The organism is Weissella sp. LMG 11983 (genome assembly GCF_025908495.1).
In the GTDB taxonomy this organism is placed as follows: domain Bacteria; phylum Bacillota; class Bacilli; order Lactobacillales; family Lactobacillaceae; genus Weissella; species Weissella fermenti.
Map to the genome: position 1 here is coordinate 540,959 of NZ_JAOZFD010000002.1, position 13,032 is coordinate 553,990.

The 13,032-nt window shown below is 45.4% G+C and carries 15 protein-coding genes; 3 read left to right on the forward strand and 12 right to left on the reverse strand.

The window, feature by feature from the left end:
* Window position 1: 1 nt before the first annotated feature.
* The 9 genes from infB to OIT45_RS12310 all read right to left on the reverse strand — a co-directional run bounded on the left by infB (window position 2) and on the right by OIT45_RS12310 (window position 7,380).
* The gene (gene infB / locus OIT45_RS12270; RefSeq protein ID WP_056973417.1) at window positions 2–2,263 is read right to left on the reverse strand and encodes a translation initiation factor IF-2; all 2,262 of its coding nucleotides are present in this window, start codon (window positions 2,261–2,263) and stop codon (window positions 2–4) included.
* A gap of 12 nt (window positions 2,264–2,275) precedes the next feature.
* Window positions 2,276–2,581: a YlxQ-related RNA-binding protein gene (locus OIT45_RS12275; protein ID WP_003607920.1), complete on the reverse strand. Its 306-nt coding sequence runs from the start codon at window positions 2,579–2,581 to the stop codon at window positions 2,276–2,278.
* Window positions 2,571–2,870: an RNase P modulator RnpM gene (rnpM, locus tag OIT45_RS12280; RefSeq protein ID WP_003607921.1), complete on the reverse strand. Its 300-nt coding sequence runs from the start codon at window positions 2,868–2,870 to the stop codon at window positions 2,571–2,573. The genes OIT45_RS12275 and rnpM overlap by 11 nt, the downstream gene beginning before the upstream one ends.
* Before the next feature lie 12 nt (window positions 2,871–2,882).
* Entirely contained in the window at window positions 2,883–4,022 is a 1,140-nt protein-coding gene (gene nusA, locus OIT45_RS12285; RefSeq protein ID WP_003607922.1) for a transcription termination factor NusA, read from the reverse strand.
* 18 nt (window positions 4,023–4,040) lie between these two features.
* The gene (locus OIT45_RS12290) at window positions 4,041–4,727 is read right to left on the reverse strand and encodes a ribosome maturation factor RimP (RefSeq protein ID WP_264330315.1); all 687 of its coding nucleotides are present in this window, start codon (window positions 4,725–4,727) and stop codon (window positions 4,041–4,043) included.
* Window positions 4,728–4,886: 159 nt separating this feature from the next.
* Window positions 4,887–5,033: a hypothetical protein gene (locus tag OIT45_RS12295; protein ID WP_199404465.1), complete on the reverse strand. Its 147-nt coding sequence runs from the start codon at window positions 5,031–5,033 to the stop codon at window positions 4,887–4,889.
* A 102-nt stretch (window positions 5,034–5,135) separates the two neighbouring features.
* A complete protein-coding gene (locus OIT45_RS12300; protein WP_199404464.1) occupies window positions 5,136–6,221 on the reverse strand; it encodes a hypothetical protein in 1,086 nt (361 codons plus the stop codon).
* 135 nt (window positions 6,222–6,356) lie between these two features.
* Window positions 6,357–6,491, reverse strand: coding sequence for a hypothetical protein (locus OIT45_RS12305; protein ID WP_264330316.1), 135 nt, complete (start codon window positions 6,489–6,491; stop codon window positions 6,357–6,359).
* Between the two features lie 88 nt (window positions 6,492–6,579).
* Window positions 6,580–7,380, reverse strand: coding sequence for a matrixin family metalloprotease (locus tag OIT45_RS12310; protein WP_199404463.1), 801 nt, complete (start codon window positions 7,378–7,380; stop codon window positions 6,580–6,582).
* 370 nt (window positions 7,381–7,750) lie between these two features.
* Between OIT45_RS12310 and OIT45_RS12315 the strand changes: the two genes are divergently transcribed.
* Window positions 7,751–8,107 (forward strand): hypothetical protein, encoded by a 357-nt coding sequence (locus OIT45_RS12315; protein ID WP_071707324.1) that lies wholly within the window; start codon window positions 7,751–7,753, stop codon window positions 8,105–8,107.
* A gap of 45 nt (window positions 8,108–8,152) precedes the next feature.
* Here the strand turns inward: OIT45_RS12315 and OIT45_RS12320 are convergent, their stop codons facing one another.
* Window positions 8,153–9,259: an alpha-hydroxy-acid oxidizing protein gene (locus tag OIT45_RS12320; protein WP_199404462.1), complete on the reverse strand. Its 1,107-nt coding sequence runs from the start codon at window positions 9,257–9,259 to the stop codon at window positions 8,153–8,155.
* A 106-nt stretch (window positions 9,260–9,365) separates the two neighbouring features.
* Complete coding sequence (locus tag OIT45_RS12325) at window positions 9,366–10,583, reverse strand: MFS transporter (RefSeq protein WP_199404461.1); 1,218 nt, start codon at window positions 10,581–10,583, stop codon at window positions 9,366–9,368.
* 156 nt (window positions 10,584–10,739) lie between these two features.
* On the opposite strand from OIT45_RS12325, the gene OIT45_RS12330 reads away from it, so the two are divergent.
* Window positions 10,740–10,907 carry a hypothetical protein gene (locus tag OIT45_RS12330; RefSeq protein WP_003607932.1) on the forward strand — a complete coding sequence of 56 codons (168 nt, stop codon included), beginning with the start codon at window positions 10,740–10,742 and terminating at the stop codon, window positions 10,905–10,907.
* 144 nt (window positions 10,908–11,051) lie between these two features.
* A complete protein-coding gene (locus OIT45_RS12335) occupies window positions 11,052–12,479 on the forward strand; it encodes a helix-turn-helix domain-containing protein (RefSeq protein ID WP_242458279.1) in 1,428 nt (475 codons plus the stop codon).
* A gap of 42 nt (window positions 12,480–12,521) precedes the next feature.
* Here the strand turns inward: OIT45_RS12335 and OIT45_RS12340 are convergent, their stop codons facing one another.
* Window positions 12,522–12,992: a hypothetical protein gene (locus OIT45_RS12340; RefSeq protein WP_003607934.1), complete on the reverse strand. Its 471-nt coding sequence runs from the start codon at window positions 12,990–12,992 to the stop codon at window positions 12,522–12,524.
* Between the last annotated feature and the right edge of the window lie 40 nt (window positions 12,993–13,032).

A 13,032-nucleotide genomic window follows, 5' to 3' on the forward strand; every position in this document is an offset into this window, starting at 1 on the left:
ATTAGCGAGGAATCTCAACCATTTCGTAGGCTTCGATCACGTCACCAATCTTCTCGTCGTTGTAGTTTTCAATCGTCAAACCGAAGTCGTAACCGTTCTTAACTTCCTTAACGTCATCCTTAAAGCGACGCAATGAAGCCAACTTACCATCGTAGATAACGATACCATCACGGATCAAACGAACTGATGAGTTACGCGTAATCTTTCCTGACGTTACCATTCCACCAACGATCGTACCGATCTTTGAAACCTTGAACAATTCACGAACGTCAGCCGTACCAACGATTTCTTCGCGGAATTCTGGATCCAATTGACCCTTCATAGCAGCTTCGATTTCGTCGATAGCGTTATAGATAACGTTGTGCAAACGAATATCAACCTTGTCAGCATCAGCTTGTTGCTTAGCTTGTGGCGTAGGACGAACGTTAAATCCGATGATGATAGCACCAGATGCTTCAGCCAACGTTACGTCAGATTCGTTAATCGCACCAACGGCCGTGTGCAAGATATCAACCTTAACACCGTCAACGTCAATCTTACGGAATGAACCAGCCAAGGCTTCAACAGAACCTTGCACGTCGGCCTTGATGATAACAGGCACTGACTTCATTTGCTTTTCAGCCATCTTGTTAAACAAGTCTGAAACTGAAACAACGTTGTTACGGTTACGCTCGGCAATCAAAGCACGCTTTGCACGCTCTTCACCAGCAGCACGGGCCGTCTTTTCGTCTTCAAAGACAACGAAACGGTCACCAGCTGATGGCACATCGTTCAAACCAGTAATTTCAACTGGTGTTGAAGGAACAGCTTCCTTCACACGACGACCGCGGTCGTTCGTCATCGTACGCACACGTCCGTAAGTGTTACCCACAACAATTGGGTCACCGACGCGCATCGTTCCTTGTTGAACCAAGACCGTGGCAATCGTTCCACGACCCTTGTCCAAACGAGCTTCGATAACTGAACCAGCGGCACGTTGGTCAGGGTTAGCTTGCAAGTCCATCACATCAGCCGTCAACAAGATCATCTCCAACAATTCGTCGATGTTTTGTCCAAACTTAGCTGAGATATTAACGAAGATGGTGTCACCACCGTACTCTTCTGGAATCAACTCGTATTGCATCAATTGGTTGATAACGTTTTCTGGGTTTGCACCAGGCTTATCAATCTTGTTAACCGCAACGATGATTGGCGTTCCAGCAGCCTTGGCGTGGTTAATAGCTTCGATTGTTTGTGGCATAACACCGTCATCGGCAGCCACAACCAAGATCGTGATATCAGTGATATCAGCTCCACGCGCACGCATAGCCGTAAAGGCCGCGTGTCCAGGCGTGTCCAAGAACGTAATCACACGACCTTCATCAGTCTTAACTTGGTAAGCACCGATGTGTTGCGTGATTCCACCAGCTTCACCTTCCGTAACGTGTGAGTTACGCAAGTAGTCAAGCAAGGTCGTCTTACCGTGGTCAACGTGTCCCATGATCGTAACGACTGGGGCGCGTGGTGCCAAGTTTTCAGTGTTCTCTTGCTCTTCTTCGAAGAACTTGTCGATGTCGGCGATGTCGACTTCAACCTTTTGCTCAGCTTCAATACCGTAATCGGCAGCCAAGATTTCGATTGTGTCAGCATCCAATGATTGGTTTTGGTTAACCATTACACCCAACATGAACAACTTCTTGATGATTTCCGTTGCATCACGGTGAATCAACTTAGCAATATCTTGTACGTTCATACCAACTGAGTAAACCAAAGTCTCTGGCAATGGTTGGTCCTTACGTACAGTAGGTGCTGGACGGTTCTCGTTGTTACGGTTACGTCCTGGCCCCTTCTTGCCCTTCTTGTTGTTACGGTTGTTACCGTTCCAGTTGTTGTTTGGGCGACCGTTGTTGTTACCACCGCGGTTGTTGTTGCGGTTGTTATTGTTGTTACGGTTACCACCTTGGTTACCGTTACCGTTGTTGTTTGAACGGTTTTGGTTTCCTTGGTTGTTGTTACGGTTTTGGTTGTTACCACCGTTGTTTTGTGCAGCCTTAGGAGCAGCTTGCGCGTTTTGCGCAGGCTTCTTAGGTGCCTCAGCCTTCTTTTCGGCCTTTGGCGCTGGCTTAGCAGCTGGCTTTACAGCGTTCGTCAACGTCTTCACAGCGTTATCGTCAATCGTTGACATGTGGTTCTTAACGTCCATACCAGCCTTTTCAGCTGCTGACACCAAGTCCTTTGATGAAACATTCAATTCCTTCGCCAATTCGTAAATGCGCTTGGTCATGTGTCATCCTCCCTAGTTTTCTAGATATTCCCGCATCTTTTTAGCAAATCCGCGATCTGCAACAGCAAGTACTGTTCGCGCTAATCCGGTTGCATCAGCTAATTCTTGACGTGTCAAAGCGGTTGTAAATGGCACGTTATAGCTGTTTGTTTTATCTGTAAATTTCTTCATGCTACTTGCACCGCCATCGTTTGCAAAGAAAACCAAACTGGCTTTCCCGTTACGAATAGCACCAAGTACCATGTCCTCACCCGTTACTAGCTTACCAGCACGGCGCGCTAGGCCAAGGAGATTTAATAGCTTTTGCTTATTTTGCATCGCCGAACAATTCCTTACGTGCTGCTTGGTGATCAACGTAGGCAATCAACTCATCATAAAAGCTGTCATCAAGCTTCGTTTCAAACACACGGTCAAACGTGCGCTTCTTCTTCGCCATCTCAGCAACTTCTACTGACAATGAGATGTAGGCCCCGCGACCATTCGCACGGTTGGTTGGATCAAGCTCAACGTTACCCTCGGGGGTGCGTACGACGCGCACGAGTTCCTTCTTTGGTACCATTTCACCAGTCACGATGTCTTTTCGCATTGGAATCTTACGTGGCTTCATGAGCACACCTCCTTAGGCTTCGTCAGTTTCCTCGAAGTCGTCCGCAACATCAGCTTCAACAACTGGTGCGTTAGCGGCTTCTTCTTCGCGGTTCGCCATGTCAGCAATAACTGCATCGCGTTCGCTTTCAGGCTTGATGTCAATCTTGAAGCCCGTCAAACGAGCAGCCAAACGAGCGTTTTGTCCACGCTTACCAATAGCCAATGACAATTGGTAATCAGGAACCAACACCGTAACGGCACGGTCGTTAGTTGGGTCGAAGATAACTTCAACAACTTCAGCTGGGTTCAAAGCATTCTTGATGAATTGGGCTGGATCTTCAGTCCATTCAACAATATCCATGTTCTCACCTGACAATTCGTTAACAACGGCTTGCACACGCGCACCGCGTTGACCAACCATCGTACCAACGGCATCCAAGTTGCTGTTGTGTGAGTAAACCGCAATTTTTGAACGGTCACCAGCTTCACGGGCGATTGACTTAATCTCAACCGTTCCGTCGAAGACTTCTGGCACTTCAGCTTCAAACAAACGCTTTACCAAGTCAGCGTGAGTACGTGACACAAAGACTTGAGGTCCACGTTGTTCGTTTTGAACTTGTGACACCAAGACCTTGATCTTGTCACCCATACGGTACGTTTCGTTTGGCATTTGGTCACCTTGCTTCATGGCAGCCTCTTGGTTACCTGGCAAAATGATGTACAAGAAGCGTGAGTCTTGACGCTCAACTTCTCCTGTGATGATTTCGTTCTCGTAACCGATGAACTTGTCATACACAACACCACGCTCAGCTTCGCGAACCTTTTGCATGATGATTTGCTTAGCTGTTTGTGCAGCCAAACGTCCGAAGTCAGCAGGTGTGACTTCGAAACGGATTTCATCACCGATTTCGTAAGCCTTGTTCAATTCCAAAGCTTCTTCCAACGTAATTTGCTCGTAAGGCTCGTCAATTTCTTCAACGACAGTCTTAACTGAGTAAACCTTGATGTTACCCTTCTTTTGATCGAATTGAACTTCAACGTTTTCTGATTCGTCATAGTTCTTTTCGTAGGCCTTCTTCAAAGCCTCTTCAATCGCTTCTACCAAGACTTCAGCCTTGATACCCTTTTCTTGCTCCAAAGCGTCAAGAGCTTGAACTAATTCCTTACTCATTTGGATTCTCCATATAAATTAGAAGTTATTTGCTTGACGTGCTTGTGCAATTGCAGCGCGTGGGACTTCGACTTCAGAATCATCATCCATCGTAATCGTCAACGTCTCATCTGAGACTGCCGTCAACTCACCAGCAAAGTCTTTCTTACCATCAATCTTTTGGTACGTCGAAACGCGAACCATCTTGTTCATTGCCCATTCGAAATCTTCAGGGGTGGTCAAAATGCGTTCTTGACTGATTGTTAGGTTAGCAGACTTGATGTCGGCGCGTGGCACCGCAATTGTCTTGCGCTTTCCCTTAACTGTGATTGCCAACGTTAATTCGTCGTCAGTCACCGCCGTTAATTCACCGTCAATTTCGTTTTGTCCGTCCATCGGTTGGTTTAACTTCACGTGAATATACTTTTCAAGTGCCCACTCGAAGTCTTGTGGGCGCTTTAGTTCACGTTCCGCACCAGGTGATGAGACATCCATTAGGTATGCCTCTGGGAATGGATCTGGTTCGATTTGGTCCAAACGTTCACCGATCAATTCAGTCAACATCACCAAATCATCCATGTTAATTGCGCCGTCTAGACGGTCAACCAACACACGCAAGACCATATCTAAATCTTGCTTTTCATAAATCACGTCCCATAGGTCAAACCCGTGGTCTGCCAACTCAGGCGTGAGGACAGCTTGCACTGTTTCTACAACGTTTGCCATGTTTTCCCTCCCTTCGTTCCGTAAATCATCTATGTCAGAGGTAAAACCCTAAAAAAATGAGCGGCCAAGGAAATTCGTTCCTGGCCACTCAACTAAGAGCTTATTCATTAACAGTATCTACAATAACACTTTTATATGAAAAGTGCAACTACAATACCATCACTTTGATGTCACTACTTCATGCTTTTCTGTGCGTGTCGCCTGTTCGATTTCTTCAGAACGGCGAACCGTCTTTTGACTAACCCCATAACCAACGTACGCAACAATTGCAGCTAATAAACTTAGCATGCTCATTACAAATGCCATCGTGATTACCCCCTTTTGTCGCAAAATCATCAACTGAACTTTCATTCAACATAAACAGTATAATTGATGCTCAAAAAAGTGGGGAGATTTAGTTCTACTTTTTTATAGGAAGCTCTTGATAAAACCTAATTTTGTCATTAACAATTGCGCGCCTGCTGCCAGCATGCTCATACCAATTGAGACAGCTGAGAAAGTGCGTGCCTTATCAGTCCATACTGATGCTTTTGGCAAATCACCAATTGAACTAATCAAGTCAGCGCTCTTAACTGCTTGCGCTTGTGTAGGCGTCTTACCCTCTGGTTCTGATGCAGACTGTGCAACCGAATCAGGTGTTACGGCAGTCGGCACACTTGCCTGGACAACTGCGTTAACCGTTTTTGCAATTGGCGTTGTAACTACCGGCATTGCTGTAGCTGATGCGACTTTTGTAATAACAGGCGCGACGCTAGTTGCTGAAGCAACCGTTGCAATTACACTCGGCTCAACGCTCACGCTATTGACAGCCTTAGTCAAAACCGGCTTAGTGATGCTTGACGTCTGTGGCGTTGCGCTCACTGTTGGTGCAATAGTCGCCTCAGAAGAGACGCTTGGCGCCTGATCTGGCACCAAAGCACCAGAATGTGGCGCCGCTGGCGCGACAACTGGTTCATTTGGCACAACTGCTTCTGGCGTAACGTACTCAGGTTCAGTTGGCTCCACAGGCTTGGTTGGTTCAGTTGGTTCAGTTGGTTCAGCCGGTTCACTACTTGATACATCGTCAGTTTCTGCATCTGAGCCTTCGGTAACATTCAAGGTGAAATGTCCCACTGAACTAGAAATCTTGGACGCATCCACGTAAAACTTGCCATCGCTTACCTTATAAATCCGACCTTGGTCAGGTGATAGTGCCAACTGCGCAACCAAACCGTCTGGCAAATCAATAGCGGTCAGTCCAGGCACATCACCATCTTGATAGTATTCAATCGATGAACCACCGTTCGTGCCATCTGCCTTGGTCCATGTAACTGTTTTACCAGCTGCATCAACCAGGTTAATCACGATTTGCTTAGAATTACGAACCGTTTCCAATCCTTGATCCGGCAAATAAGGTGATGCCGCAACTGGGTCAGTTTGCGTTGCAACTGTTGCGCCAAGCATAGATAAGCTAGCAATTGTTACAAGTAGCATTTTTTTATTTTTCTTATTCATATTAGACGCCCCTTTCGTCTTAATTTATCGAATTGTGTAGCTAAGTGCCACTGCCTTAAAGACCCACGCGACGATTAAAAATATTAATGGTAAGTTTCCTAACAACCCTTTTGCAATCCCTCGCAAAAACACGGTTTACACAACTCGTGACACTGACACCAAGATAGCCGTTGTTAAAACTGCCAACGACAGCGTCATCCAAAATTGTGAATCAGGTTGAACAAACATGTCAAAAATGCTCGTTACCACATATAGAAGGATAATACCCATTGTCTGGGTACCTCTTCTGTCAACTTTTTCTTTTAGCGTCTTACGATATGCTCTCTTATTAGACACAACCACATTTAATGCCATACTCTTACTCTTTCACCTCAGTAGCATACGCCATCTGTCGCATCTGCTTAACAACATGGCGATGCCAAACAACGACACGTGCAATAACCAACAGCACCGCAACCGCTAGTCCAATAAACATTGTCCAAAAAACGATTGGTAGGTGTGAAACGCGGGCTTGGAACATAGAAGTTTGTTGCACCATCATTTTTTCAGAAAGAACAGACTTTTTCGTTCCTAACTGTTGTAAGGCACTTTCATCAACTTGCCATGGCAAATGACTCGCATCCCATTGTGAAATCGCCTGAATAGGACCTAGATTCACTGGGTACATTAAGTCATTCTTATCTTGCACATTGTGTTGCAAGCCCATTGCGTGGCCAATCTCGTGTGCCAATACACTCGTTAAAAAGCTTCCCTCAGTCGAATACGATGTTAAATCATAATCTTCCTGGATCCCTTTTGTGTGAATCAAAATTTGTTTCACACCTTGCACATCAGCCGTTTCACCCAATACGTCAGCGGCGACTTGCTGCGATTTCCCATTCCCGGCGACATTTTGGTCGTTATCAAATGAAATTGTAATTGTTGTGACATTTGGTGTTTCCGGTGTACCCGTAAACATTTGTGGATTTTGCAATGCAATCGTCCACAACGTTTCGGCCTTAGTCACTGCCTTCGATTCAGACGCTGACGCATTTAGCACCTGTACCTGGAAGCGTGGTGTATCATCAGCCTTCACGTTTTTAGGCGCTACCGCTAGAAACATCATGACACCAATTATCGATAATATACTCTGAAAGCAAAGTTTCGTTGTCTTTGCCATGTGACACCTTCTCCTCAATCATCTCTCAATCATTTCCACAATTTTGAAACAATCAACAACGCATTATACGCGCCCATTACTTCATCATCATACAAACTTTTTTCTGATTAGCGTAAAAAAATGAAGGACGATATAACCACATATCATCACTTCAATACACTAATCAGTTAATTTCCCTTACTAAAGGTAATTATAACAGTATTTTGTTTTATTTTCTGAAAAAACATCAAATTGTAATCTTAAAGTCAACCCAAGATTTTTAAATATCGAAGAAAAAATTGATAATAATGCGCCAAAGCGACCCGGAGCCACTTGCGTTACGACATACCGTGATAGAATGAAGGCATTAAAAAACATTGGAGCCATTACTATGCAAACAGATCAACTTGTTCTAGCTGCAATCAACGTTGTGCGCCAGGCATTCGGCCACGGTCATTTCATCACCGATGCGTCAAATACTACCGACGCAATTCACCAATATCTTGCGTCTGCCGCTAGCGTCAATGACGATACAATCGCCATCGATGTTTACGAAGGGACAACACAACCCATCATCGTGTTCACTTATAATCACGACGCGCAGATTATCGCCGGCGAAACCTGGACCTGGATTATGATGGATGAAGCAGTCATTTCAGACGGCATCCCATTTCAGCTCGTTAGCCCAGATACAGTTGAACGATTGCATCTACAACTTAACAAGCAACTAGCACACTATGCCAAGTAAGCAAAAACGGACCGAATCATCGTGATTCGGTCCGTTTTTATCTATTTAAAACTTCGCATCAATAATCTTGGCATGTTGCAACTCAGCAACCGTGTGAGAACCAGTCAATTGCATCACAATCTTTAGTTCTTCGGCCAAGTGCTCATAAACTGACTGCACGCCAGCTGCACCACCTTGATTCAAGCCCCAAAGCATTGGACGTCCGAGTGCGACCACATCGGCACCTAGTGCAATAGCCTTGGCAACGTCCTCCCCACGACGAATGCCAGAATCAAATACGACTGGAACACGGTGGTTAACTGCCTTAGCAACAGCCGCCAATGTATCGATTGAAGCCGGTGCGCCGTTCAATTCACGACCACCGTGGTTTGATACCCAGATACCATCGGCACCCGCCGCAATGGCAGCTAGCGCATCATCGGGATCTTGAATGCCCTTCACGAACACTGGCAAGCCATTAGCCATCTGCTTAACCTTGGTAATATCAGACAAAGCAAGATCTTGCTTGGCGCGGGCATAAATTTCAGAAATTCCCAATCCTTCACCAGAACCGGCCGCATTTGAGAAGGCAGCTAGATTTTCCATTGGCAATGGGAAAGCAAAGTTATTGATGATATCTGCCTCACGATATCCACCCAACGTCGCATCAGCAGTTAAAATAATTGCCTTGTAGCCATTCTGAACAGCTTCGTCCAACAAATATTGATTAAACTCGTCATCGCGAGACATGTATAGTTGGAAAAACTTCGACGTGTCGGGTGATGATGCAGCGACATCCGCAATACGTGAGTTACCGTACGTTGACAAGCTGAAAATTGTACCAGCGGCGCCAACACCCCTGACCGTTACGCGTTCCCCATTTTCATGCATCAAACCGTGAGCAGCAATTGGCGCGGCAATCACGGGCATTGATAGCGGAATATCTAATAATGTTGTTGATAGGTCAGGCGCACTGATGTTTTGGAGCATGCGCGGAATAAGTTGATAGTGGCGGAAAGCCGTTTCGTTGTCGTGCAACACTTGTTCATCAGACGATCCTCCGTCGACATAGCCAAATGCACCCGCCTCTGTGTCACGTTGGACTGCTGCTCGCAAGCGTGGCAAATCGATAATGTTCAAAGCCTCTTCTTTTGTACTACCTTGATAAGCCATCTGTGATTACCTTCTTTGATTAAATTGAATAAGTGCAAATGAAATTTACACTTTCAGTATACCGCCCTGTCTTTCAACTGGTTCAAAAAAGGTGTAACCGATTACATTAGTGTTGCGCAGCCCCATCAATCTTTGGCGCAACATCTTGCTCGTGATGATAAAACTTGTAATACAACAAACCCGCAATAACTGGAATGACTGCAGCCAACAAATAAAGCTCGCGGAAGTTCAATAGCTTTTCGACATCCCCCAACACAAACGGACCAACACCGATTCCCAAATCAAGCCCGATAAAGTACGTTGACAATGACACACCAACGCGAAGCGCGTTTGGTGCCAGCTTCAAAGCCACCGCTTGACCGTTTGACATAAAGGTTCCATAACCCAAACCGATAAAGGCCCCTGACAGCAACAACATAAAGCCGGAATGCGTCACCCCAAGTAACACTAGTCCCGCTGCCAATGAAGCATAGGCTGGATACATGACATAATCCTCACCACGTTTGTCAAAGATGCGACCTGCCATTGGTCGCGTAAACGTAATGACCAAAGCGTATACGACGAAAAAGAATGAGCTGATACTTACCAAGTGAATTGTCTTGGCGTATGAAGACAAGAACGACAAAACTGATGAGTATGAGAAGCCCATCAAGAAGCCAATACCAGCAATGAACAAAGCCTTACGCTCAATCAAATTATCAAACGTCATATGGCGTAATTCAGCCTTACGTTCAGACGTCAAAGCCAAATTGTGGATTGGCAAAAGCAACGTTGCAATCGTCGTCAATAAAATCAAAACTGATGACACAATCACAATGAAACGGAAATTCGTGAGGTTCAACAAAATCATCCCCACAAACGGACCAATCGCCGCAGCCAATGACGTACTCAACCCATAGAAGTTGATACCCAATCCCTTTTTATCTTCAGGGATGTAATCCGTCACAATGGCATTCGTCGCGGTTGACGTCATCCCATAGGCAAACCCATTCACCAAACGGACAACGAACATGACCCCGATATTCGGAATGATCAAGTACGCCAACGTTGAGACTAAATATATCAATGCCCCAAAACGTAATGATTGCTTGCGACCAATAATGTCGAGCTGTTGTCCAATAATAAGACGCGCAATCAATGTCCCAATAACATAAATACCTGAAGCCAATCCCGCCTGTGCTAGGTTGGCGTGCAAATTCGTGTGCACCACGACTGCAATAATGACCATCAATAGATAGTAAACAAGATAAACAATAAAATTGATGGCTGTAATACTAATAAAGCCAGCGTTAAAAATGCTGGTAACCGGTTTTCCCGTTGTCATGTAAACATAACTCGCTTTCGTAAAGTCTGTGTCTCAGTCTAACCATCAACCCTAGCGAGGACAAAAATGAGATTTTCGAAAACGGAAAAACCATTTTTTGTTGTTGTGGTTGCCTTTTCTATACTAAGAACAGATATTCACAGGGAGACAAATACTATGCCACACACGAATGAACAAATCGCACACGATTTCGCAATTGCCATTGCTGCCCAGAACTATACGAAGAGTTCTGTCCGAAACATTGGTTATGCACTGGATGATTATGATCAAATTTATCACCAAGTGTTAGAGCAACTTGCACTTACCCACCACATTGCGGTATAACCTAAACTAACTGAACGAGTAAAAGGCATTGTCAGCACTGCCTTTTTGTGTTTGCGGAGGAACAAACTTGTGGACTGGCTACTACAGAAAAAAGAACGCGATAAATTAACGCTCAAAAACTACCTGATGAGGCAACCATTTCCGATGGTCCCCATCAAGCAAGTCATTAACGACCTCGGTTGGTCAAAGTACCTTGTCATGAACTACGGGCAAGCCCTAGCTGATGACTTGGCACAACTAGATCAACACGAATTGGTTTCGTTTGATGGTGCGCGCCAACACTTCATTGTGCGACCAGGGCACAGTATGCTGTTTGACGAGTTACGTCTACAGTACCTGAACCGTGCGCCAAAATATCATCTACTAATGGCCTTATTATTTGGCACGTTTGAAACCGTTGCTGACTTTGCGGTGCAACACGATTTTTCAACGCCATATGTCCGCGAGCTATTACAAGAACTGCAACAAGATTTGCAACCCTATCATATTCAGATTAACGATTCTTTCATATTAATTGGCAATGAAAAAGAGGTTCGTTACTTCTTCTTCCGAATCTTGTTTGATTACTATACACTCCAAAGCAACCCCCTCCCAGCGGCAGCCATTGAATGGGCACAAACAACTTGGGCCTACTTAAAAACAACCAGTCCCAATCCAATTTCACCCGCCATCAGCTTGATTGTGGAATTCCAGCTGGGCATTTGGTACGTCCGAATGACTCACCAACACATCATTACGCCCAGCGATTCGGCGCCAGTGCTTGATGAGACAACCGATTTACCCGCAACAACGCGTTTATTTCTTAACCGCATGCGTGAACACTTAACGCAGTCATTAGGTCTGTCTGACATTGAAGCCGGGTATGAAGCGCGTTTTGCCTTGAGTGCCCTCTACGCCTTTGGTTTCGCACGCAAAGAACACTTTGAAACGTATATGCCGATTGAAACGCGCCTCTTGTTCAGTGTCGTCTCGGATATCATCGCCCGTGAGCTACCGGCTTTCTTCGGAAACGCTTATCTGATGACGCATAAATTAATCGACGCCATTCAGCATGATTTATACACAACCAATTTACGCTTAGTCTACTTCCACAGTGCACTTCGACCGGAGCCAAACGTAGATGAAGCCATCTCACAATTTCCAGTGTATGCGCAACTGACCCAGCATCTCATCCAAGCCATCGCGACTGAGACGAACATTCCACATGACACCTTGCAAAATACATTATTCGAGGATTACTTCAATACGTTCATCACGCGCTTGCCGCAAGAAGAAGTTTTGCCCATTATCACGGTTGACTTGGAATTCGTCGATAATGCCGCACTTGGGCGTCGCTTGGCTCAGTTAATGAACAACATGCCGGCATTAAATATTATTTTGAGTTTTGATACACCAGACTCTGCCGACTTGGTCATTTCCAACACGCACTTATCTAACAACCAACGACACCTCTACCTGAAGGCCAGTCCGACGTTGGCTGAAATTGAAGAAATTCGTCAGGTGCTCCATCAAATCACGGTTCAAAAATTCGAACGCTTTACCGGGCAAACAATTCCGGTTCGCTTTAGCTAAAAAGGCACGTCGCCCAATAATCGGGTGACGTGCCTTTTAGCATTAAATCAATGTAAACTTTTCAATCATCAACTCGGGGTGGATGATCTTCATGTCAGTCGTGCCCTCTGTGGCATAACCGGCTTCTTCAAACGTTTCTTGCAGTTGGCGCTTAAAGGCAAACCATGAGCGCATGTCAGCGCGCAACAATTCTTCAATTTGTTGCAACACTTCACGTGGGTTATCAACCTTGGCGTCAGCGCGAATTTCTTCGCGAATCTTTTCAATTTGTTCAGCGGAGAAGTACTTTGGCTCATCAAGCAATTCAGCCACAGCTTCTGACAACAACGGGTTAACCAGCACGTTTTCAGCACGTGACATCATCTTCTTAACGGCTAGCTCAATCGCCATCTCCGTCAAATACGTATTCGTGATGTGCAACGCAACCTTGACCAACGGTGACTTTTCACGTTCCTTACGGCGCTTCTCTAGCTCGTTTCGCACGTCAGCTGGAGATGGAATTTCATAGCTCATCAATCTATTCTCCGTAGTTTTTATTACCTTAATCATAACA

Excerpts from the sequence above, each read along its gene's own strand:
- OIT45_RS12300 (WP_199404464.1), bottom strand. The coding sequence starts at position 6,221 with ATGAATAAGAAAAATAAAAAAATGCTACTTGTAACAATTGCTAGCTTA.
- OIT45_RS12320 (WP_199404462.1), bottom strand. The coding sequence starts at position 9,259 with ATGGCTTATCAAGGTAGTACAAAAGAAGAGGCTTTGAACATTATCGAT.
- OIT45_RS12310 (WP_199404463.1), bottom strand. The coding sequence starts at position 7,380 with ATGGCAAAGACAACGAAACTTTGCTTTCAGAGTATATTATCGATAATT.
- OIT45_RS12330 (WP_003607932.1), top strand. The coding sequence starts at position 10,740 with ATGCCACACACGAATGAACAAATCGCACACGATTTCGCAATTGCCATT.
- OIT45_RS12340 (WP_003607934.1), bottom strand. The coding sequence starts at position 12,992 with ATGAGCTATGAAATTCCATCTCCAGCTGACGTGCGAAACGAGCTAGAG.
- OIT45_RS12335 (WP_242458279.1), top strand. The coding sequence starts at position 11,052 with ATGGTCCCCATCAAGCAAGTCATTAACGACCTCGGTTGGTCAAAGTAC.
- rnpM (WP_003607921.1), bottom strand. The coding sequence starts at position 2,870 with ATGAAGCCACGTAAGATTCCAATGCGAAAAGACATCGTGACTGGTGAA.
- infB (WP_056973417.1), bottom strand. The coding sequence starts at position 2,263 with ATGACCAAGCGCATTTACGAATTGGCGAAGGAATTGAATGTTTCATCA.
- OIT45_RS12305 (WP_264330316.1), bottom strand. The coding sequence starts at position 6,491 with ATGGGTATTATCCTTCTATATGTGGTAACGAGCATTTTTGACATGTTT.
- OIT45_RS12325 (WP_199404461.1), bottom strand. The coding sequence starts at position 10,583 with ATGACAACGGGAAAACCGGTTACCAGCATTTTTAACGCTGGCTTTATT.
- nusA (WP_003607922.1), bottom strand. The coding sequence starts at position 4,022 with ATGAGTAAGGAATTAGTTCAAGCTCTTGACGCTTTGGAGCAAGAAAAG.
- OIT45_RS12295 (WP_199404465.1), bottom strand. The coding sequence starts at position 5,033 with ATGGCATTTGTAATGAGCATGCTAAGTTTATTAGCTGCAATTGTTGCG.
- OIT45_RS12290 (WP_264330315.1), bottom strand. The coding sequence starts at position 4,727 with ATGGCAAACGTTGTAGAAACAGTGCAAGCTGTCCTCACGCCTGAGTTG.
- OIT45_RS12315 (WP_071707324.1), top strand. The coding sequence starts at position 7,751 with ATGCAAACAGATCAACTTGTTCTAGCTGCAATCAACGTTGTGCGCCAG.
- OIT45_RS12275 (WP_003607920.1), bottom strand. The coding sequence starts at position 2,581 with ATGCAAAATAAGCAAAAGCTATTAAATCTCCTTGGCCTAGCGCGCCGT.